This window comes from Hoeflea sp. BAL378, assembly GCF_000759435.1.
Lineage (GTDB): Bacteria > Pseudomonadota > Alphaproteobacteria > Rhizobiales > Rhizobiaceae > Hoeflea.
This window is the reverse complement of the sequence record NZ_JRJG01000078.1, coordinates 1-21,436: the sequence shown is the minus strand read 5'-3', so window position 1 is coordinate 21,436 and position 21,436 is coordinate 1. Positions and strand designations below refer to the sequence as shown.

General features: G+C 65.4%; 20 protein-coding genes. 10 read left to right on the top strand and 10 right to left on the bottom strand.

The genetic code is table 11. The features are described 5' to 3' along the window. Positions 1 to 1,512 carry an NAD(P)/FAD-dependent oxidoreductase gene (locus LL06_RS28070; RefSeq protein WP_035529433.1) on the bottom strand — a complete coding sequence of 504 codons (1,512 nt, stop codon included), beginning with the start codon at positions 1,510 to 1,512 and terminating at the stop codon, positions 1 to 3. Next, positions 1,509 to 3,113: an NAD(P)/FAD-dependent oxidoreductase gene (locus LL06_RS16770; RefSeq protein WP_035529507.1), complete on the bottom strand. Its 1,605-nt coding sequence runs from the start codon at positions 3,111 to 3,113 to the stop codon at positions 1,509 to 1,511. The genes LL06_RS28070 and LL06_RS16770 overlap by 4 nt, the downstream gene beginning before the upstream one ends. Positions 3,114 to 3,312: 199 nt before the next feature. On the opposite strand from LL06_RS16770, the gene LL06_RS16765 reads away from it, so the two are divergent. From LL06_RS16765 to LL06_RS16750, 4 genes are all read left to right on the top strand, one after another. Beyond that, positions 3,313 to 3,933, top strand: a complete 621-nt coding sequence (locus LL06_RS16765) for a TetR family transcriptional regulator C-terminal domain-containing protein (protein ID WP_035529430.1) — start codon at positions 3,313 to 3,315, stop codon at positions 3,931 to 3,933. Positions 3,934 to 4,219: 286 nt separating this feature from the next. After that, positions 4,220 to 5,056 carry a methyltransferase domain-containing protein gene (locus tag LL06_RS16760; RefSeq protein ID WP_052161663.1) on the top strand — a complete coding sequence of 279 codons (837 nt, stop codon included), beginning with the start codon at positions 4,220 to 4,222 and terminating at the stop codon, positions 5,054 to 5,056. Continuing rightward, positions 5,053 to 5,781 carry a TetR family transcriptional regulator C-terminal domain-containing protein gene (locus LL06_RS16755; RefSeq protein WP_081964028.1) on the top strand — a complete coding sequence of 243 codons (729 nt, stop codon included), beginning with the start codon at positions 5,053 to 5,055 and terminating at the stop codon, positions 5,779 to 5,781. Before LL06_RS16760 ends, LL06_RS16755 begins: the two co-directional genes overlap by 4 nt. A gap of 81 nt (positions 5,782 to 5,862) precedes the next feature. Continuing rightward, on the top strand, positions 5,863 to 6,876 hold the full coding sequence (locus tag LL06_RS16750; RefSeq protein WP_244447164.1) for an extracellular solute-binding protein: 1,014 nt from the start codon (positions 5,863 to 5,865) through the stop codon (positions 6,874 to 6,876). A gap of 322 nt (positions 6,877 to 7,198) precedes the next feature. Here LL06_RS16750 and LL06_RS16745 read toward each other — a convergent pair whose 3' ends face one another. The 3 genes from LL06_RS16745 to LL06_RS16735 all read right to left on the bottom strand — a co-directional run bounded on the left by LL06_RS16745 (position 7,199) and on the right by LL06_RS16735 (position 10,039). Beyond that, positions 7,199 to 8,272, bottom strand: a complete 1,074-nt coding sequence (locus LL06_RS16745; protein WP_035529428.1) for an ABC transporter ATP-binding protein — start codon at positions 8,270 to 8,272, stop codon at positions 7,199 to 7,201. 64 nt (positions 8,273 to 8,336) lie between these two features. Then, complete coding sequence (locus LL06_RS16740; RefSeq protein WP_035529425.1) at positions 8,337 to 9,143, bottom strand: ABC transporter permease; 807 nt, start codon at positions 9,141 to 9,143, stop codon at positions 8,337 to 8,339. Continuing rightward, a complete protein-coding gene (locus LL06_RS16735; RefSeq protein WP_052161661.1) occupies positions 9,140 to 10,039 on the bottom strand; it encodes an ABC transporter permease in 900 nt (299 codons plus the stop codon). Before LL06_RS16735 ends, LL06_RS16740 begins: the two co-directional genes overlap by 4 nt. 267 nt (positions 10,040 to 10,306) lie before the next feature. Here LL06_RS16735 and LL06_RS16730 point away from each other — a divergent pair, with 267 nt between their 5' ends. Continuing rightward, entirely contained in the window at positions 10,307 to 11,701 is a 1,395-nt protein-coding gene (locus LL06_RS16730) for an aminotransferase (protein WP_035529422.1), read from the top strand. Positions 11,702 to 11,869: 168 nt separating this feature from the next. Continuing rightward, positions 11,870 to 12,106: a hypothetical protein gene (locus tag LL06_RS16725; RefSeq protein WP_152599648.1), complete on the top strand. Its 237-nt coding sequence runs from the start codon at positions 11,870 to 11,872 to the stop codon at positions 12,104 to 12,106. 131 nt (positions 12,107 to 12,237) lie between these two features. On the opposite strand, the gene LL06_RS16720 is transcribed toward LL06_RS16725, so the two are convergent. The 5 genes from LL06_RS16720 to LL06_RS16700 all read right to left on the bottom strand — a co-directional run bounded on the left by LL06_RS16720 (position 12,238) and on the right by LL06_RS16700 (position 17,083). Next, entirely contained in the window at positions 12,238 to 13,440 is a 1,203-nt protein-coding gene (locus tag LL06_RS16720) for an aromatic ring-hydroxylating dioxygenase subunit alpha (protein ID WP_035529417.1), read from the bottom strand. 127 nt (positions 13,441 to 13,567) lie between these two features. Beyond that, entirely contained in the window at positions 13,568 to 14,881 is a 1,314-nt protein-coding gene (locus tag LL06_RS16715) for a TRAP transporter large permease (RefSeq protein ID WP_035529415.1), read from the bottom strand. Further along, positions 14,874 to 15,380, bottom strand: coding sequence for a TRAP transporter small permease subunit (locus LL06_RS16710; protein WP_035529411.1), 507 nt, complete (start codon positions 15,378 to 15,380; stop codon positions 14,874 to 14,876). The genes LL06_RS16715 and LL06_RS16710 overlap by 8 nt, the downstream gene beginning before the upstream one ends. Before the next feature lie 59 nt (positions 15,381 to 15,439). Beyond that, the gene (locus LL06_RS16705; protein ID WP_035529408.1) at positions 15,440 to 16,462 is read right to left on the bottom strand and encodes a TRAP transporter substrate-binding protein; all 1,023 of its coding nucleotides are present in this window, start codon (positions 16,460 to 16,462) and stop codon (positions 15,440 to 15,442) included. 108 nt (positions 16,463 to 16,570) lie between these two features. Beyond that, entirely contained in the window at positions 16,571 to 17,083 is a 513-nt protein-coding gene (locus tag LL06_RS16700) for a MarR family winged helix-turn-helix transcriptional regulator (protein WP_052161660.1), read from the bottom strand. Between the two features lie 138 nt (positions 17,084 to 17,221). Between LL06_RS16700 and LL06_RS16695 the strand changes: the two genes are divergently transcribed. From LL06_RS16695 to LL06_RS16680, 4 genes are all read left to right on the top strand, one after another. Further along, positions 17,222 to 18,208 carry a PDR/VanB family oxidoreductase gene (locus tag LL06_RS16695; protein ID WP_244447163.1) on the top strand — a complete coding sequence of 329 codons (987 nt, stop codon included), beginning with the start codon at positions 17,222 to 17,224 and terminating at the stop codon, positions 18,206 to 18,208. A 10-nt stretch (positions 18,209 to 18,218) separates the two neighbouring features. After that, positions 18,219 to 19,562, top strand: coding sequence for an aromatic ring-hydroxylating dioxygenase subunit alpha (locus LL06_RS16690; protein WP_035529405.1), 1,344 nt, complete (start codon positions 18,219 to 18,221; stop codon positions 19,560 to 19,562). After that, a complete protein-coding gene (locus tag LL06_RS16685) occupies positions 19,559 to 20,038 on the top strand; it encodes an aromatic-ring-hydroxylating dioxygenase subunit beta (RefSeq protein WP_035529403.1) in 480 nt (159 codons plus the stop codon). The genes LL06_RS16690 and LL06_RS16685 overlap by 4 nt, the downstream gene beginning before the upstream one ends. After that, a partial coding sequence (locus LL06_RS16680) for an AMP-binding protein (protein WP_035529400.1) occupies positions 20,035 to 21,436 on the top strand: 1,402 nt, incomplete at its 3' end. The genes LL06_RS16685 and LL06_RS16680, both read left to right, overlap by 4 nt.

Below are 21,436 nucleotides of genomic sequence, written 5' to 3'. Positions count from 1 at the left end.
TCAGTGTCCCCCGTCGCGAAGGGCGGCGCGGGCCGCGTTGAAGCCTGCGGCGCCGGAAATGTCGCCGCCGGGATGGGCGCCCGCGCCGCAGAGATAGAGGCCCGCGACCGGCATGCGGTAGCGCGCGGCGCCGTCGAAGGGCCTGAGCATCAGCAACTGGTCGACGCGCAATTCGCCGTGGTGCCAGTGCCCGCCGGCCGCGCCATAGCCGGCCTCTATGTCGGCGGGCGACATGACGCGGGACCCGGTCACGGTCGAGGCGATTCCGGGCAGCGCCTCCTCCAGCACGGCGAGGACGGAGGCGGAAAGCTTCGCCTTGGCCTCGTCGGTCCAGCCGCCGGCGAGGTCGTAGGGCGTGAACTGGGCGCTGACCGACAGGCGTCTCGTTGCGCCGTCATAGACGGCTTCGAGCGCCGGGCGATCGGGCAGGTTGCGGTATTTGGCGGCGTTGAAAGCGGTTTCGATCGCCTGCATCGAGGGTGCAACAACCAGCCGCTGGCCGGAAAGGAGCGCGCCGCCGCAGCGCACTGCCGGCGGTTCGGCGACGTCGAAATCGAGGCGGGAGACCATGCCCTTCGACGCCATGCTGCGGCAACGGCGGACGAATTCGCCGTCGAGATGGGCGACGCCCAGCAGCGTGATCAGCGTGGTCTTCGGTGAGGCGTTGGAGAGCACCAGCGGGGCCGTGATCTCTTCCCCGGAGGCCAGCCGCACGCCGGCCGCGCGGTCGCCCTCGACCAGGATGCGTTCGACCGGCGCGCCGGTGCGGATCTCGCCGCCCGCGGCCTTGACGCAGTCGGCCAGCGCCGTGACCAGCGCGTCGGGACTGCCTTGCGGCATGAGCCTCAGCCCGTGGCCGTGCGGCGAATGCGACGCCATGCGGTAGAGCAGCGTCAGCACAGTGCCGGGCGAGCGCGGCCCCATGGCGCCGCCGAGCGTGGCGTCCAGGGCGAGGAGGCCCGCGAGCGGCCCGTCGCCGATCTCGTCGTTGAGCAGGTCCCAGGCGTTCGACAGAATGATGCGCAGGAGGTCGCGCATTTCCGTCTTGCCGAGCAGGCGCATCTTCAGCGCCATGCGGGCGAAGCCGGCCATCTCGCTGAGATTCGCCTTGCCGAGGCTTGGCGGAGTCTCAAGCAGCATGGCGCCAAGCGCCTTCGCCTGGCGGCCGAGCCGGGCGTACAGTGCGGCATAGGCCTCGGCGGTGGCGATGTCGACACCGGTCGCCAGTCCGCCCGCGACCCGCAGCGGCGGCCCGTCGGCGCCGAAGCTCAGCACATCGAGCGGCTTCGCCTTGTAGAGCATGGTCTGGTCGAGCTGCAGCGCCTTGGCGATTTCCGGGCGCAGCGCGTAGGGCAGGGGGGCAACGCGGAACGCCGGGTCGCCCAGCATGCCGCCGGGATGATCGCGGGCCTCGAGCACCAGCACCTTCCTGCCCTTGCGAGCAAGCGTGGCCGCGGCGACCAGGCCGTTGTGGCCGGCGCCGATGAGGATGGCATCGTAGCGCGGGCTCATGCGGAGAATCCCATGTCGATCTTGTGGCCGAGGTCGCTCAGCACCTCGCGCGCGGCATTGGCGCCGGGAGCGCCCATGACGCCGCCGCCGGGATGGGTGGAGGATCCGCACATGTAGAGCCCCTTGATCGGCGAGCGGTATTGCGCGTATCCGGGCACCGGGCGGTTGAACAGCAACTGGTCGAAGGTGAGCTCGCCCTGGAAGATGTTGCCTTCGGTGAGGCCCACCTGATCCTCGATGTCCTTCGGGCTACGGATTTCCTTGTGGACGATCAGCTTGCGGAAATCTCGGCTGTGCCGCTCGATCTTCGAGATCACCGTCTCGGCGAAGGCCTCGCGGTTGGCGTCGTTCCACTCACCATTGGCGAGTTCGTAGGGCGCATATTGGACGAAGATCGTGGCGTAATGCTTGCCGGGCGGGGCCATGGTCGGATCGATCTGGGTCGGGATCAGGAAATCGACATAGGGGCTTGCCGACCACTTGCCGTCCTTCCAGTCGTCATAGGCGCGCTCGATCTCCTCCATGTCGTCGAGGAAATGAAGGTCGCCGCGAAGGAACGAGGCGTCCTTCGGCGCGCCGGTGAATGTGGGCATGCCGTCGAGCGCGATGTTGAGTTTTCCGGACGAGCCGCGGAAGCGGTAGCGCTTGACGCCCTTGACGAAATCGGCGGGCAATTCCTTCTCGTCGGTGTGGTCGACGAAGGTGCGGCGCACATCCATGCCGGACACGACCGTTTCGGCCGTGAGTTCGTCGCCGTTCTCGAGCACGACGCCGCGGACCTTGCCGTCGCGGACGGTGAAATGGTCGAGGCCGGAGCCCATGCGGATCTCGCCGCCGGAAGCCTCGAACGAGCGCGCCATGGCCTGGGTGATGGAGCCCATGCCGCCGCGGGCGAAGCCCCAGGCGCCGATGGCGCCGTCGACCTCGCCCATGTAGTGGTGCAGCAGCACGTAAGCCGTGCCGGGCGAGTAGGGGCCCAGGCCCGTGCCGATGATGCCGGAGCCGGCGATATAGGCCTTGATCATCGGGGTCTCGAAATACTGGTCGAGATACTCGGCGATCGACATGGTCCAGAAGCGCACGGTCTCGGCCATCTCACGCGGGCCGAGATTGTGGAAGCGCTTGAGGATGTAGAGCAGCTCGCAAATGTCGCGCGGCTTCATCGAGGCGGGATCGGGCGCGGTACGCAACAGCAGCGGCTTGATGAACTTGCACTGGCGCATCACCGCGCGGGAATAGCGCTCGTAGCCGTCGGCGTCGCGCGGCGAATGGCGGATCAACTCGCGGCGCAGCGCGTCATGGTCGGACATGTAGGCGAAATAGTCGCCCTTGGAATCAAACACGGCGCCGCCCTCGTAGGGGATCACCTGCAGCCCGTGCTTGGGCAGTTCCAGCGCCCGGATGATCTCCGGGCGGAGCAGGGAGCAGACATAGGAGCAGTTCGAATAGGTCCAGCCCGGCGTCAGCGACAGGCTGACCGCGGCGCCGCCGACATGGTCCTCCTTCTCGACGATGACGGTCTTCAGGCCGGCCCGGGCCATGAAGCAGGCGGCGGTGAGGCCGTTGTGGCCTGCTCCTACGATGATCGCGTCATATTTCATGGCGAGTTCCGGATTGGTAAAATCCAAGGCTAGAATAAACTGAGCGTTCAGTCAAAAAATTTGTTCTCTAAAGTCTTCGTGGCCTGAGTAAGTGCGATCCGGCGGATGGAACGGCTATGGCGCGGGCGCGTTGACCGGCTGCATAATTTCATGGTCTGAACCGATTCCGCTTTGCGCAAATATGCAGTAGACAGGGCAAATGTCGCAGCCAGCCGATACCAGCAAGATCTCGCCCACCAGCCTGCGCACCCAGGCGCGGATGATCGATGCCGTCGTCGACGTGGTGGCGCGGCATGGCATCTCCGGCACCACCTTCGCTAATGTATCGGCCACGGCGGGCGTGTCGCAGGGCGCTCTGGTGTTCCACTTCAAGTCCAAGGATGGGCTCCTCACCGAGACCCTGTCGCGGCTGTTGCAGGAATACGAGCAGGCCTGGCGCGCGGCCTTCGCCTCGCCCGATCCGCTCGACCGGATCCTCGGCCTGATCGGCGCCGATTTCAGCCCGTCGATCTGCAGCCGCAAAAAGCTGGCGCTGTGGTTCTCGTTCTGGGGCGAGGCCGGCGCGCAGCCGCTCTACAACAAGATCTGCGTGGAGGCCGAGGACGCCCGCCATCAGGCGATGCTCGCCTGCTGCCGCGAGCTGGTGGAGACGACCGGCGGTCCCGACCCGGAACTGCTGACCGATTCCATCGATGCGTTTACCGACGGATTGTGGCTGCAGATCCATATCCAGAGCCAGCCGATCACCCGCACCGAGGCGCTCGACAAGGCTCATGCGCATCTGCGGCTGCTGCTGCCGCACCATGCCGGCCGCATCTGAGGTCACGCCGCACTTCCTTCCGGAGTGTCGCGGCCGGGCGGGTCACCCGAAATGCTGATCCGGGGATGCGCGCGACCGCGCGAAGGGCTTGGCGCGGGTCGCGTCGGACCGGCGCCGGGGCTTGGCTGACGTCCCCCGAAAAGCGCTCAGCACAGGTCCCTTATGTCACCTTGCCGGGGACGCCGCTCACCCCACTATTGAATGAACGTTCAACAAACGTGTTGCAATATGCGCCCGTTGCGCCAATAATTCGGCACGAGCGACTGAGTGAGGAACCCGTTCCATCATGACAGACGGCATTGACGATTCGACATCAGAGGCGCCCCCCGGATCGGCCGCGGACGAGGCCGCGCCGGAATATGACGACACGGCGATCCGCTTCCTGGAAGCCTTGTGGGGCGAGGGGTTCCTGTCGCCGGGCGGGCCGGACGAGGTCCGCCGCGTGGTCGCGGATGTCGATTTTGCCGGCAAGCGGGTGCTCGACATCGGCTGCGGCTCGGGCGGCATTACCCTGTTCCTGGCGCGGGAATATGAGCCTGCCAAAATCGTCGGCTACGATGTCGAGCAGCCGGTCGTGGATCTCGCGACCAGGCGCGCCCGGGAGCAGGGGCTCGACGGAATCGCGCGTTTCGTGCGCAGCGAGCCGGGGCCGCTGCCCTTTCCCGTCGAGAGCTTCGACATCGTCTTTTCCAAGGATGCGCTGATCCACGTCTCCGACAAGGAGACCTTGTTCAGGGACATCTTCCGCCTGCTCAGGCCCGGCGGGCGGTTTGCCGCGAGCGACTGGCTGACCTCCCATGACGGCGCGCCGTCCGAGGCAATGCGCGCCTATCTCGCCGCCGAAGGCCTGAGCTTCGGCATGGCCTCGGCCGCGCGCTACGAGAGGGCGATGGCGCAGGCGGGCTTCGTCGACATCCGCACCGTCAACCGCAACGAATGGTACCGCGAGGTCGCGCGCGGCGAGCTCGAGCGGCTCACGGGGCCGCTCTATGCATCCGTCGCCGAGGCCGTCGGCGCGGATTATGTCGACAAGAACATCAGGACCTGGAGCGCCATGCAGACGGTGCTCGACAGCGGCGAGCACTGCCCGACCCATGTGTTCGGCGCAAGGCCCGCGGCATGAGCGCCCATCCCGAAAGGAAGAATTCCCTGGACGAGATTCCCCCTCCCGACGACGACACGCCGGCGACCCGCGCCACGGAGGCGGCGCGCCGCCGCGAGCCCAAGGCGCTGCGCCGCGAACAACTGATCAACGCCACCATCGATTCGCTCGCCAAGCGCGGCTATGCGGCCACCACGCTGGCCGATGTGGCCGACGGCGCCGGACTGTCGCGCGGCATCGTCAACTTTCACTTCACCAGCAAGGACAACCTTCTGTCCGAGACGATCAAGTTCCTGCAGGACGAGTACACCGCCAACTGGCAGGCGATGGTGCAGAAGGCCGCGCCCGACACCGCCTCGCAACTGCTCGCCATGGTGACGGCCGATCTCGACAGGAAGATCTGCACCCACCGCAAGCTTGCCGCCTGGTTCGCGCTGATCACCGAATCGCGCTCCAAGCCCGCCTACCAGGAGATGGCCTGGGACCGCGACGCCAAGTACCGCGCCATGCTGGCCTCGATCTGCCTGAAGGCCAAGGTGGAAGGCGGCTACGCCTTCGATCCGCAGAGCACGGCGGATGCGATCTACGCCATGCAGGAAGGCCTGTGGCTCAGGATGATGCTGTTCGGCCGCGGCTACAAGCGCGAAGCGGCGCTCGGTGTCGTGCTCGATGCGCTGTGCACGATATTCCCCAGGCATTTCGCCGCGGGCGGAACACCGCTCGCGATCAAAGCAGAAGACCAATAGAGGAGAACACCAATGCAGAAAAAATCAACGAGGGGACTGATCTCCGGTTTCGCCGTGGCGCTCGCGCTCGGCGCTGCCCCGATGGCCGCACAGGCCGCCGACGGCCAGCTCACCGTGTTCGACTGGGCCGGCTATGAGGATCCCGCATTCCACCCGGCCTATGTCGCCAAGCACGGCGAGTCCCCGACCTTCGCGTTCTTCGGCGACGAGGAGGAGGCCTTCCAGAAGCTTCGCACCGGCTTCAGGGCCGATGTGGCGCATCCCTGCTCGCAAAGCGTGGGCAAATGGCGCGATGCCGGCCTGCTCAAGCCGCTCGACACCGCGAAGATCCCCGAGTGGGACAACATCATGCCCGGCTTCAAGTCGATGACCGACCTGATGACCACCGCCGACGGCAAGGCCTGGCTGGTGCCATTCGAATGGGGCAACACCGCCGTCACCTACCGCACCGACAAGGTCGAGGAGGCCGAGGTCAAATCGCTCAAGGCGTTCGCCGATCCGAAGTTCAAGGACCGGGTGTCGATCGGCGACAATGTCGACGACGCCTATGCGCTGGCCTCGCTCGCCATCGGTCTCACCGACTGGACCAAGATGACGGACAAGCAGTTCGAGGAGGCTTCGGCCTTCCTGCGCGACGTGCACAAGAACGTGCGGCTCTACTGGACCGACAACACCGAGCTGAGCCAGGCGATTGCCGGCGAGGAAGTCGACCTCGCCTGGGCGTGGAACGAGACCGCGACCACGCTGCAGGCCGACGGCGTGCCCGTCGCCATCAAGAGGGACACCGACGAAGGCCTGTCGACCTGGGTCTGCGGCTATGTGCTGCTCAAGGACGGCGAAGGCAGCGAGGACAAGGCCTACGACTACATCAACGCCACGCTCGATCCGGCGGTGTCCTCCTACATCGTGTCCGAATGGGGCTACGGCCACGGCAACGCCAAGGGCATGGACGCCATCGACGCGGAAACGCTCAAGGGCGCCGGCTATGACGACCTCGCCTCGTTCGTCGACAAGACGCTGTTCCAGTCGCCGGTTCCGGTGGAACTCAAGCAGAAGATGATCGCCGAATTCGAGAAGATCAAGGCCGGGTATTGATCGTTGCCGGTCCTGCGAAACGGGAAAAGGCGCCATGTGGCGTCTTCGGACTGCTGATAAGCCCTGCCCGGAATGACGGAGCCATGTCCTCCGTCATTCCGGCCCCCGCGCCGGAATCCAGCCACGGCGCGTCGGCGCCGTGAAAGAGTCTTTCGCGATCAAGGACTTGATCGCGCTGGATGCCGGATCAAGTCCGGCATGACGGGGGTCGAGGGATAGCCAGCACTAAACGACAAGTGGTCGAAGTTGCGGGGTTTGTCAGCTCTCTCAGGCGCCATTCATGCGGCGCCTTTCTCATGGGCATGAAAGGTGGCCTCGCGGCTCAGCCCTGCATGATGATGAAGGCGTCGCGGTCGTAGGTGATGGCGATGTCGGAGCCTACGGGAATGTCGTCGGCGCCGAAATCATTGGTCTCGACAACCGACACGCGTTCGCTCTGGCCCTCGATGCCCACCACCAGCGAGGTCATTTCGCCGTAATAATTGCGGTCGACCACCTTGCCGGTGACGATATGGTCCGCGGTCTCGCCCTCCCAGACGATGCGCAGGCGCTCGGGCCTGATGCCGATGATGGCGCTCGCGGGATCGGAGATCGCCTTGCCGGCGAGATGGCCGGTGATGGCGCCGATGCCCGGCAGCACCGCCCTGAACACCTTGCCATCGACGGCGAGCTCGGAGGCGGTGAGGAAGTTCATGCCGCCGAGGAAATCGGCCACCTGCCTTGTGGCGGGGTTCTGGTAGATCTCCTTGGGGCTGTCGATCTGGGCGATCTGGCCCGCAAACATCACCGCGATCCGGTCCGACATCGACAGCGCCTCATACTGGTCGTGGGTGACCAGCACGAAGGTAATGCCGATCTGGCGCTGCAGGTGCCTCAGCTCCACCTGCATCTGCTCGCGCAGGTTCTTGTCGAGCGCCGACAGCGGCTCGTCGAGCAGCAGCACCTTGGGGCGCATCACCAGGGAGCGGGCGAGTGCGACGCGCTGGCGCTGGCCGCCCGAGAGCTGGTTGCCCATGCGCGGCCCCAATTCCGAGAGTTCGACCTGGGCCAGCGCCTCCCTGACCCGCTTTTCCTCCTCCTCCCGCCCGAGCCTCAGCCGCTTGAGGCCGTAGGCGATGTTCTCGGAGACGTTGAGGTGGGGGAAGATGGCGTAGCTCTGAAACACCATGTTGGTGGGCCGGAGGTTGGGCGGAATGCCGGCCATCGATTTGCCGCCGATCAGGATCTCGCCCGAGGTGGGCTCGTCGAAGCCGCCGATCATGCGCAGGAGCGTGGTCTTGCCGCAGCCCGACGGCCCCAGCAGCGAGAAGAACTCGCCCTCGCCGATGCTGGCGTTGAGCGTGTCGAGCGCCCGGAAATTTCCGAACACCTTGTCGACATTGCGGATGTCGATCATCGGGGCGGCGCTCATGCTTCCCCCGTCCCGTTGGCCGTGTCGGCAGGGCGCGTCGTGTCAAACCTCATGGGCGGAGCTCCATCTTGCGTTCGGCTCGGCGGCGGAACAGTTCGGCGGCGGTGAGCAGTATCAGCGAGGCGGCAATCAGGATGGATCCGAGCGCCAGCACGTTCGGAAGCTTCGCCGCGAAGCGCAACTGGCCCCAGATATAGACCGGCAGCGTCGGCTCGGTGCCGCTCAGGAAAAAGGCGAGAATGAACTCGTCCAGCGAAATGGTGAAGGTGACCAGCAGGCTCGAGACGATCGACGGCGCCAGCATCGGCAGCGTCACCCGCCTCAGCGTGCCGAAGGAGGTCTCGCCAAGGTCGCGCGAGGCCTCCTCCATGCTCGGATCGAAGCCCTCGAAGCCCGAGACCAGCACGGTGACCGAATAGGGCACGCAGATGAGCAGATGCCCGAGGATCACGGTGACCAGCGACAGTTGCAGCCCGAGCCCGAGCATGACCACCAGCAGCGAGATGGCGATGATGATTTCGGGCAGGATCAGCGGCGCCATGATCAGGCTGCTCGCCGCCCCCAGGCCGCGGAAGCGGTGGCGGGTGATGGCGCGGGCGGCGCAGATGCCCAGGACAGTGCTGAGCACCGCGGCGCTGACGCCGACGACCAGCGAGTTCCAGGCCGCCCCCTGCATGGCCGCGTTGCCGGCGAGGCTCTCGTACCATTTGAAGGTGAAGCCCGCCAAAGGCAGCTTCGGCGTGGCCGAATCGTTGAAGGAGAACACCGGCAGCAGCAGCACCGGGAAATAGAGGATCGCCACGTAGAGGATCACATAGGCGGACAGGATGCGCCGGGAGGCGGAGAGCGCGCTCATTTGAGCAGCCTTTTCAGACCGGCCAGCAGCAGCACGATGGCGCCGGCGACCATCGAGACGATGACCATGGTGCTGACCGCGAGTGCGGCACCCAGCGGCCAGTTCGACGCCTTGCCGAACTGCACCTGGATGGCGTTGGCGATCATGACGCCGTCCTTGCCGCCGACGAGCTTGGGCGTGACATAGTCGCCGACGGTCGGGATCATGACGATCATCAGCGCGGCGATGATGCCGGGCATGGTCAGCGGCAGCGTGATCCTGAGGAACCGGCGCACCGGGCCGTCGCCGAGATCGGCCGCGGCCTCGAGCAGCGAGCGGTCGAGCTTCTCGAGCGAGACGAACAGCGGCAGGATGGCGAAGGCCGCCCAACTGTGGGCCAGCGTGATGACGACGGCGTTGACATTGTAGATGAGTGAACTCAGCGGCTCGGCGATGACGCCGAGATAGAGCAGGGTCTCGTTGAGCACGCCCTTGTAGCCGAGGATCACCTTCCACGACAGGATCCGCAGCAGGTAGCCCGACCAGAAGGGAACCGTGATGATGAACAGCCACAGGCCCTTGTAGCGCCCGCCGTGAAAGGACACGAACCAGGCCACCGGATAGGCGAGGATGACGGTGACGAAGGCGACGGTGACCGAGACGAACAGCGAGCGCATCAAGAGGTCGCGGTAGATCGGCTCGGTCAGCGCCGCCCTGTAGTTCTCGAGCGTGAAGGTGCGGTCGATGGTGAGATAGTCCTGCGACCAGAAGCTGTTGGCGACGATGACGATGATCGGCCCGATCAACAGCAGCATGGCGTAGATGAGCGGCGGCGAGATGGTGAGCCAGCCCTTGCCCGTCTCCGTGCGCAGGAACCGCGTGACAGGCGCCAGGCCTGCGGCGCGCTCGGCGGGCATCGTGGGGGCGGATGTCTCCAATGGCGTTTTCCTCACCGTGACCGTGTGAGCCGGCGTTCCCGGGCCGGCTTGCAGGAGCTTGCCGTCTTTGCCGGTTGTCTCCGACCGGACCCTGGGCAAGTCGAGGGCAATTGGAGGCCAAAAGAGAGTTGAATGCAAGCCGTATTTCTGCCAAATTGACTGAACAGCCATTCAATAACTCGTAGCGATGGCACTCCGGAGCCGTTGAAATCCGGCCTTCTTCGTCCATTTCAGGAAACTGTCGTCATGCCCGATACCCAAGCCCTTCTCTACAAGAAAGCCACCCAGGACGCGGTGAACCACCTGGTCCAGCCGTGGCCGTCGGCGGGCTCGATCGGGGCGGAAGCGCGCGGCATGCTGGGGGAAGGCGAGGGGATCTACGTCCATGACGACAAGGGCCGCAAGCTGATCGACGGGCCGGCCGGCATGTGGTGCACCAATGTCGGCCACCGCAACCAGGCCCTGGCCGACACGCTGCGCGAGCAGGCGATGGAACTGTCCTACAATTCGCCCTGGTACACCTCCAACGAACCCTCGGCGGAGCTGGCGCGGCGCATCGCCGATCATGCGCCGGGCGATCTCAACCACGTGTTCTTCACCACCGGCGGATCCACGGCGGTGGAAAGCGCGCTCAGGTTCGCCCAGTACTACAACAATGTCCGCGGGCTCGAGGGCAAGAAGAAGTTCATCTGCCGCGACGGCGGCTATCACGGCAGCACCTATCTCTCGGCCAGCCTGAACGGCAGCCAGCGGTCGCGCAACTGGATGGACTTCGCCGACGAGATGATGATCCGGCTGTCGTGCCCGGATCCGTTCCGGCGTCCGAAGGACATGAGCGTCGATGCCTTCCGCGACCATCTGGTGCAGGAATTCAGGGACGCCGTGGCCGAGCATGGCGCGGAGACCATCGCGGCCTTCGTCGGCGAGCCGATCATGGCGTCGGGCGGCGTGATCGTGCCTCCGGAGGGCTATTTCAAGGCGATCCGCGAGATCTGCACCGAGAACGACATCCTATTCATCGCCGACGAGGTGGTGACCGCCTTCGGACGGCTCGGCCATGTGTTCGCCTCGGAGGCCTGTTTCGACGTGGTGCCGGATATCATCACCTTCGCCAAGGGCGTGACCTCGGGCTATTTCCCGCTCGGCGGCATGGTGGTGTCGGACCGGCTGCTCACCAGCCTGCGCGCGTCGAATCATCCCGAGGCGATGTATGCCCATGGGCTCACCTATTCCAGCCACCCGATCGGCTGCGCGGTGGCGCTCAAGAACCTCGACATCCTGGAAGGCGGGCTCTTGGACCATACCCGCGAGATCACGCCCTATTTCCACGAGAAGCTGAAGGCGCTCGAGGAGTTGGAGCTGGTGGGCGAGGTGCGCGGCATGGGGCTGATGGCCTGCATCGAATGCGTGGCCGACCGCGACAGCCACAATCCGATCCGGCTCGACACCGAAGTGGGCGTGCGGATCGACAGGCATTGCCAGGAACTGGGGCTGCTGCTCAGGCCGCTCGTGCATATGTGCGTGATGTCGCCGCCGCTGGTCATCACGCGGGCGCAGATCGACACGATGGCCGGCATCCTGCACGAGGGGATTTCGCGCACCATGCGCGACCTGCGCGCCGAGGGCGTCTGGAACGGCTGAGGGCGCATGTCGTTCGGGCAGCTTGCCGGAGCCAGACCTGCCCGGTCCGCGGATGGCATGATCGGCGGACGGCGGATTTGCGTCCCGAGCGGAGGAGAATTAACCTCTTGCGGATCCGTGTCGAACGGAATCACCGAAAAGGTTTCAGACCTGAAAAGGAAGATCACGATGCCTGACCCCGAGAATGTAGGGCACGGCGCCCGGCTTCTCGCCATCGAGACGGCGCTGCGCGTTCTCATCGACCAGACGAGCCTGACCGAGCCTGCCGTGCGCAGCCGCATCAGAGGGGCGGTCGATGCCTATCTTGCGACCATACCTCCGGCGTCAGAGACGGAACGCGAATTCATGGAGCGTTCCAGGGGGTTCGTGGAGTCCCTCCTGAAGCCGCCATCCACCTCGCAGTGAGGTCATGACTGGGGCGGTCTGGCACAGAAGCCCCGTTGCGGCCGGTCGCCGGAGGCTTCCCGCATGGAAAACCGGTATTCTTCAGGTTCCCGGCGTCCGCCGCCAGCCCCGATTCTCCCGGGGAACGACGATCAGCCGCCGGTCGCCATCTCCGCGTTGAGCCTTGCGATGTCGTCCTCGTGCGGGCGCTCGTCGAGCGTGCTCACCGGCAGCACCGCGCGCAGATGGTCGTGATGGCTGCGCACGCCGTATTCGAGGTCCGAGAGATAGAAGCCCTTGAAGGCGCTCGAATTCATCGCCTCGTTCGACCATTCGGTCAGCCGCACGTCCTCGCCCATGGTCTCGTAGTCGATGCGGGCGGCGAGCTTGCGGGCGACCCTCTGCTGCCGGGTCTCGTCGCGGTAGCGGTAGATCGAGCCGCGCAGCAGGGTCTGGCCCGTCGACAGCGGAAACTCCAGGTAGAACTGCACCGATTCCGGCGTCGCGGCGATCACCGCGTTGGGGAACAGGCCGTAATAGACCCAGGCGCGCTTGAGATAGTCCGGCATGCCGGGGCGCGGCTGCATGGCCTTGAGGTAGTTGCGCACGCTCCAGCGCCGGCCGTTCTCGTTGCATTCGGCATAGGAGCGCGACACGCCGTTGACAAAGGGCTCGTCGAAATAGGAGCGGCCATAGAGATCCTGCAGCGCCGGATGCGCCAGCGCCACGTGGTAGCCCTCATTGTCGACGTCGCGCACCGATTTCCAGTTGACCTCGGACACCATGGTCCAGATCTCGCCGGCGGGCACCATGTCGGCGATGTCGAAATGGGCGATCTCCTCGGCGAAGGGCGCGAACAGATCGGCGACCGCGCCCTGCGGACCCTTCTCGAAGCGGACGAAGACGAAGCCGTTCCAGATCTCCGCTTCGAGCGGCTGCAGGCCGAACTCGACCTTGTCGAGTTCGGGGAAGGATTTCGGCCGGGCAGCGCCGCGCAGCGTGCCGTCGAGATTGTAGACCCAGCCGTGGAAGGGGCAGACCAGCGCCCCCTTGCAGGAGCCCTTCTCCTCGGCCACGACGCGGGCGCCGCGGTGGCGGCACATGTTGTGAAAGGCGCGCACCTCGCCGTCCTGGCCGCGCAGGATGAGCGCGCGCTCGCCGCACATGTCGAAGGCGAGGTAGTCGCCGGTCTCCGGCAGGTCGGAGACATGGCAGGCGATCTGCCAGTGCTTGCGGAACAGCTCCCGCTTCTCGAGCTCCAGGAAGGCGGCGCTGTGATAGGTCCAGCCGGGCAGGCCGCACCGGTCCCAGCTCTCGGGGACGGAAATATCGCGATGGGAAACTGGGCGGTTCATGGGTCACCTGAATTTTGAGCAATTGCTCAGAAAATACGGCGAACCCGACGCCGCGTCAAGTCACGGCGTTGCTCGGGGACCGCCGCGCGCCGGGCGGTCCCCTGCTTTCATGGCCGGAAAAGCGACGTTACATCTGCGAAGGCAGGACCAGCACGAGCCAGGGAAACAGCACCAGGATGATCAGCCGGACGATGTCCATCATCCAGAAGGGCGTGACGCCCCTGAAGATGGTGCCGACCGAAATGTCTCCCACCACGCTCTTGAGGATGAAGACATTGAGGCCGACGGGTGGGGTGATCAGGCTGATCTCGGTCACGACGACGACGACGATGCCGAACCAGACCGGATCGAAGCCGAGACCGGTGACGATCGGGAAGAAGATCGGCACGGTCAACAGCAGCATCGACAGGCTCTCGAACACGCAGCCGAGCGCGACATAGATCAGGATGATGACGGTCATCACCAGCCAGGGCGACAGGTCGGCGCCGACGATCATGTCCTTGAGGCCTTCGGGCAGGCCGGCATAGTTGACGAAGTTGGAGAAGATCCAGGCGCCGATGAGGACGCTGAACAGTTGCGCTGTGGTGGTCGCTGTTTCCTTGAGAACCGTGATCGTTTCGCGCACCGTCAGGGTGCCGCGGAAGAGCGCGATCAGGAAGGCGCCCATGGCGCCCATGCCGGCGGCTTCGGTGGGCGAGAAGGTGAGGTGGATCGGCCAGAAGTCGAGCGCGCCGTAGAGCCCGCCGATGACCAGGAAGAACAGGAGCAGCACCGACCAGACGCCGCGCAGGGCGTCGAGCTTTTCGGCCAGGCTGAAGCGCCGCCCGGCGGGGCCTGCGGCCGGATCGCGGAACACCGAGATCTGCACCGCGACCAGATAGAAGACGATGCCGAGGATGCCGGGAATGATGCCGGCGATGAACAGCTTGCCGATCGAGGTTTCGGTGAGCAGGCCGTAGATCACCAGGATGACCGAGGGCGGGATGAGGATGCCCAGCGTGCCGCCCGCGGCGATGGAGGCGGAGGAGAGTTCGTCCGAATAGCCATGCTTGCGCATCTCCGGCATCACCACCTTGGACATGGTGGCGGCGGTGGCGAGCGACGAGCCGCAGATGGCGGCAAATCCGCCGCAGGCGGCGATCGTGGCCATCGCCAGGCCGCCGCGGAAATGGCCCAGGAAGGCGTTGGAGACCTGGTAGAGTTCGCGGCTGATGCCGCCCTTGTTGACGAACAGGCCCATGAGGATGAACAGCGGCACCACCGACAATCCATAATCCTGGCTGGTGTCGATGATCAGCCGCGAGACCAGCGAGATCGCCGCCACGAAACTGGTCTCGTAGGCCATGCCGACCATGCCGACGATGGCCATGGCGAAGGCGATGGGCATGCGCAGCAGCACCAGCAGCAGCACTGCGGCAAAACCGATGAGGGATTCAATCATGTGCGCCTCGGAGCAGGTCGGGCTTGAACAGGATGACCAGTCCGCGCAACGCCATGGTGACCGCGGTGACCAGCGTCATGAAGGCGATGAACCAGGTGATGTAGTAGACCGGGATCGCCAGGTATTCGGTCAGATCGCCGTAGCTGCGGGCGCGGTCGGCGAGATCGAAGGAGCGCATCGCCGGCCAGACCAGCAGCACGCCGCAGACGAGCGTTGTGAGGCCGTCGAGGATGCGCTCGACGCCGGCGCGGCGGAACAGGGGGTCGAGCAGGTCGACGACGATGTGCTCGGCCCGGCCCGAGACGACCGGGAGGGCTGCAAACACGATGATGGCGATCGCCATGCGGGTGAGTTCGGTCGCAGCCTCGATCGGCGCGGAGAAGGTCGAGCGCATGATGACATCGGCGAATGTCAGCACCATCAGCACGAACAGGGTGACCGCGGCAAGGAGCATCGGCAGTTCCGACAGCCGGTGCAGCAATCTGGCGATGGATTTCATGAGGGGCTCCTTGCGGGCGGGTGCGCGGGGGCAGGGCTCGGCCGTGCCCCCGCACGGGCTTATTTGCCGTAGGACGCCATGGTGGACGCCACCATCTCGTGGGCGGCGTCGGCATCGATGCCGAGCGCCGAGATCTCGGCCAGCACCTTGGTGCGAACGCGCGCGGCCATTTCGCCGAACGTGGCCTGGTCTTCCGCGCTGGCGGTGACGATCTTGTTGTCGCCCGCGGCCATGGTGGCCTCGCGCGCGACCTCGTCGCTCTTGTCCCAGGCGGCGCCCATCATCTTGGACGCGGTCTCGCCGAAGACCTTTTCCTCGAGCGCGGCCTTCACATCGTCGGGCAGCGAATTGAACTTGTCCTCGCTCATCAGCACGGCGAAGGCGCCGCGGTAGAAGCCGCCGGGCATTTCATAGACGTTCTTGGCGACTTCGTTGAGCTTGAAGCTCAGGCGCTCTCCCATGTTCATCGCCACCGCATCGGCGGCGCCCGACGACAGGGTCTCGTACACCTTCGGCGCGGGCACCTGGATGCCGATCAGGCCGAGCTCGGCGCCGACATCGGCGGAGACGCCGCCGCCCAGGCGGGTCTTGAGCCCATTCAGGTCGGCCAGGGTGTTGACCGGTTTGTTGGAGTGGATCTGGCCGGGGCCGTGGGTGGTGAGCGCGATGACCTTGGTGCCCTTGAACTCGTCGAGCTTGGCCAGGTACTTCTCATGCACCTGCCAGTAGGCGACGGACGCGGCTTCGGCGTTGCCCTCGTAGCCCGGAAGTTCGATCAGCTTGGTGGCGATGAAGCGTCCCGGCTGGTAGCCGTTGAAAATGATGGTGATGTCGGCGGCGCCGTCGAGGATCAGGTCCATCTGCGCCGGCGGCGGCGCGAGGCCCATCTTGATTTCGCCGCTGACCTTGCCGTCGGTCGCTTCTTCCATCATGCCGATAAGGCCTTGCAGCATGTCGGTGTTGATCGGATGCGACGGCGGCAGCCAGCTTGAGATGGTCAGGTTGATGTCGGCAGCCATGGCGGAGACGGAAAATCCGACCGCCAAGACCGTGCTTGCGAATAAGGTCCCAAACTTTTTCATGCGCTTCCTCCCGGTGAGTGGTGGCCAGACATTGATCGAGTTTCGGCCACGACACAAGAAACATGCATTATCATATAAAAACATGCAATATCATGTATCCCTCTTTTTTCAGGGATCCGGCCGGACCTCGGCCGGCCGGATGGCCGGCTGCAAGGCCGCCGCGGCCGAATCGGATTCCAGCCGCTCGATCATTGCGCGCAATGTCTGCTTGATTTCCTTGCCGGTGTTGCCCTGGAAGGCGTTGAGCAGCTCGCGCTCATTGGCCTTGGCGTCGGCGACCAGCGCGTTGGCGATGCCGCGGCCGTCCTCGGTCAGGAACACCCGCACGCGGCGGCCGTCCTCGGGATCGCTGCGCCGCATCACCAGGCCGCGCCGGTCCATCTGGATGATGATCTTGGTGAGCCGCGACTGCTCGATCATGGCGTAGCGCGCCAGTTCGGTCACCATCGAGCCGTCCCAATCGGTAAGGCAGGCGAGCACGCGCCATTCGGGCACGCGCAGGCCCTGCGCGCGGACATGGGAATGGAAGCGCGCGCTCGCGGCCTCGCTGGCTGCGGCCAGCAGATACAGAAGGTAATTGGGGACGAAGGGGTCCTGGTGGCCGTTGGTTTTCGTGTTCATCCGGGTTCCGCATCAGCTCAAGCCTGGCTGCGGCCTTTGCCGGTTCATCCGAACCCGCGGGCGCTGCCGGGAGATTTCATCGCATCCCCCGAATGTATCTTCAACAAAAACCTCTTGACAAGAAATATATGAAAATTCATGTTTCTTGCATGGGAGGACGCTGAATTGGTCGAACCGGTCACATTGAAAGTCGCCTCAGCACGCATGCTGACCGACGCCGTGCGCGAGCTTGTGTTCGAGGCCGGCGGCGGTGCGGCGCTTGCGGGCTTCACGCCGGGCGCCCATGTCAGGTTCCTGCTGGCCGAGGGGGAGCGCTGCTATTCGCTGGTCGATTTCGACGCCGGCGCCGCCCCCGACGGGGCTGCGCAGTACCGTTTCGCGGTCCAGCTCGAGAAGGACGGCGGCGGCGGATCGCGGTTCATGCACGGGCTTATGCCTGGCGACCAGGTGCAGGCTTTGGCCCCGCACAATGATTTTCCGCTGGCGCCGGGCAAGCCCGCGCTGCTGATCGCGGGCGGCATCGGCGTCACGCCGGTGATCTCGATGGCGGCGGCGCTAAGGCAGGCGGGAACGCCGTTCCGGTTCCACTATGCCGCGCGCACTGAGGCGGCGATGGCCTATCGCAGCGAGATCGAGGCCGCGTTCGGCGAGCTGGCGTCGCTGCATTTCGACGACCAGCCGGACACCGCGCTCGATCTCGGACGGCTTCTGGCCGAAGCGGCCGCGGACGAGCACATCTATGTCTGCGGACCGAAGGGCCTGATCGAGGCGGTGAAATCCAGAGCAGAGGCGGACGGAATCGCCGCCGACCGGGTGCATTTCGAACTGTTCACCTCGGCGGCCGGGCAATCCGGCGACACCGCATTCGAGGTCGAGCTCAAGTCGAGCGGGCAGGTCTTCACCGTGCCGCCGGGCAGATCGATCATCGACGTGCTCGAGGAGGGCGGCGTCGACCTGGTGCATGACTGCCGGCGCGGCGATTGCGGCATCTGCCAGACCGACATCATCGAAGGCATTGCCGATCACCGCGACGTGGTGTTGAGCGAGAGCGAGAAGGCCGAGGGCAAGGTCATGCAGATCTGCGTGAGCCGGGCGAAATCCGCCCGCCTGGTGCTGGATCTTTAGGGAGGAAACGATGGGACGTTACGCACAGAATCCGGCGGCGATCAAAGCGCTTCACCGCGGCTACGAGGTCCACCGCGATGTCTATATCGATCAGGAGCTCTACCAGCTCGAGATGCGGCATCTGTTCGCCAATGCCTGGGTGTTCGTCGGCCACGAGAGCCAGACGCCGGAGAAGGGGGACTATTTCTCCACCCAGGTCGGCGACCAGCCGGTGATCCAGGTGCGCCACAGCGACGGCGAAGTCCATGTGCTGTTCAACCGCTGTCCGCACAAGGGCACCAAGATCGTCATCGACCGGGCCGGCAACACCGGCAAGTTCTTCCGCTGCCCCTATCATGCCTGGTCGTTCAAGACCGATGGCTGCCTGCTGGCGATCCCGCTCAAGAAGGGCTACGAGAACACCGGCTTCGAAAACTCCGACAGCGCCAAGGGCATGCGCGCGGTCGGCGCGGTCAAGAACTATCGCGGCTTCATCTTCTGCCGCCTGGCCGAGACCGGGATTTCCTTCGAGGAGTTCTTCGGCGGCTCGCTGTCGTCGATCGACAACATGGTCGACCGCTCGCCCGCGGGCCGGCTGGAGGTGGCCGGGCCGCCGCTCAGGTACCTGCACCATTGCAACTGGAAAATGCTGGTCGAGAACCAGACCGACACCTGCCATCCGATGGTGGCGCATGAAAGCTCGGCCGGCACGGCGGTGAAGCTGTGGAAGGAGCTCGACATGCCCGAAGGCACGCCGCTGCCGCCGGCCATGGAGATCATCGCGCCCTTCACCTCGCCCTACGAGTTCTTCGAGAAGATGGGGATCCGCACCTGGCCCAACGGCCACGGGCACACCGGGGTGCACCACTCGATCCACTCCAATTATTCCGAAATCCCGGGCTACATGGACAAGATGGTCGAAAGCTATGGCGAGGAGAAAGCCAAGGCGATCCTTGGCGAGAACCGGCACAACACGGTCTATTTCCCCAACATCATGATCAAGGGACCGATCCAGCAGCTCAGGGTGTTCATTCCGCTGGCGGCCGACAGGACCATCGTCGAAAGCTACATCTACCGGCTGGTCGACGGGCCGGAGGAGCTGACCGCACGCACGGCCATGTACAACCGGATGATCAACGCGCCGACCTCGATCGTCGGCCATGACGATCTGGAAATGTACGAACGCGCCCAGGAAGGGCTGCATGTCAACGGCCTGGAATGGGTCAATATCCAGAGGCTTTACGAGCCGGGCGAGGATTTCTCGCACGAGGCGGTCGAGAACGGCACGACCGAGCGGCAGATGCGCAACCAGTTCGATGCCTGGGTCAAGTTCATGACCTGCGACATGGACGGCGTTCAGGAGGCGGCGGAATGACGATCTCGAAGGACCAGCTCATCGACTTCATCTATGATGAGGTCCGCATGCTCGACGAGGGCCGCTACGACGAGTGGCTGGCGCTGTGGCTCAAGGACGGGCATTACTGGATGCCGCTCGACTACAAGCAGACCGATCCGTTCAGCGTCACCTCGCTGATGTATGAGGACCTGTTCATGCTCAAGCTCAGGGTCGAGCGGTTGAACGGGGCACGGACCTTCTCGCAGAAGCCGAAGAGCCGCTGTCACCACGTCATCCAGCGGCCCTTCGTCGACGCCATGGACGAGGCGGCGGGCACTTATGTGACGACGACCTTCATGCATTATGTCGAAACCCGGCTCGACGAGCAGACCCTGCTGGCGCTCACCGCCAGGCATGAACTCGCCCTGGTCGATGGGGCCTTGCGGATCGCCAACAAGCGCGTCGACATCCTCAACTGCGACGCGGCCTTCCGCAACATCCAGCTTCTGCCATGATCGAACCCGGCATCGAGACGATCTGGCAGGCCTTCGCCGCCACGGCCGCCCGGTATCCGGACCGGCCGGTGTTCAACGTGCTGGCCGAGACGGCCGCCATCTACGGCATCGATCCCGGCGAGAGACGCTATGGCGCGGTGCGGGACCGGGCTTCGGACCTGGCGGAGGCGCTGCTCGCCAAAGGCTACGGCCCGGGTTTCCGGGTGATGCTGCTCATGGAAAACCGGCCGGATTTCTTCGTCTGGCTGATCGCGCTCAACCGCATCGGCGCCTCGGTGGTGCCGGTCAATCCCGATCTCAGGCATGCCGAGCTCACCTATATGGCGGGGCATTCCGAGCCGTCGCTGATCGTGGGCCTTGCCGGCCGCTGCGAAGACCTTGCCGCGGCGGCGCGCGAGGCCGGCCTGTCGGTCGCGGTCATCGCCCCCGGCGATCCGCTGCCCGGGCCCGGAACGGCGGGGCCAGTGGCGCTCCGGACCGATCCGGCGGGCGTGCCGCTCGGCGGCGAGGCGATGGAGGCGGCGCTGCTCTACACCTCCGGCACCACCGGCAGCCCCAAGGGCTGCATCCTGACCAACACCTATTTCCTCGAGGCCGGGCGCTGGTACGCCGGCGCGGGGGGCCTGTGCGACTTGGGCGAGAGCGGCGAGCGGATGATCACGCCGCTGCCGGTCTTCCACATGAACGCCATGGCCTATTCCTTCATGGCGATGGTCGCCGTCGGCGGCTGCCTCACCGTGCTCGACCGGTTCCACCCGTCGAGCTGGTGGCGCAGCGTGGCCCAGAGCCGGGCCACGTGCCTGCATTATCTCGGCGTCATGCCGTCGATGCTGATGGGCGCGCCCGCAAGCGACAGCGACCGCGATCATTCCGTCCGCTTCGGGTTCGGCGCGGGCGTCGACCCGAGACTGCATGCGGGCTTCGAAGAGCGCTTCGGCTTTCCGCTGGTCGAGGCCTGGGCGATGACGGAAACCGGCGCAGGCGCGGTGATCTGCGCCAACCAGCTTCCGCGCCGGGTGGGCGAGAGCTGCCTGGGCAAGCCGGGTCCGGACCTGGACGTGCGGATTGTCGACGCCGACGGCCATGACAGCCCGAACGGCCCCGGCGAATTGCTGGTGCGCCACAAGGGCGCCGACCCGCGCCACGGCTTTTTCGCGGGCTATTTCAAGAACCCGGAGGCGACCGAGGAAGCCTGGGCCGAAGGCTGGTTTCACACCGGCGACATCGTCCGCCGCGAGGACGACGGCTCGATGTTCTTCGTCGACCGCAAGAAGAACGTGATCCGCCGCTCGGGCGAGAACATCGCCGCGGTCGAGGTCGAATCGACCTTGATGCGTCATCCGGCGGTGCTGGCCGCGGGCGTCGCCGCGGTCGCCGACCCGGTGCGCGGCGACGAGG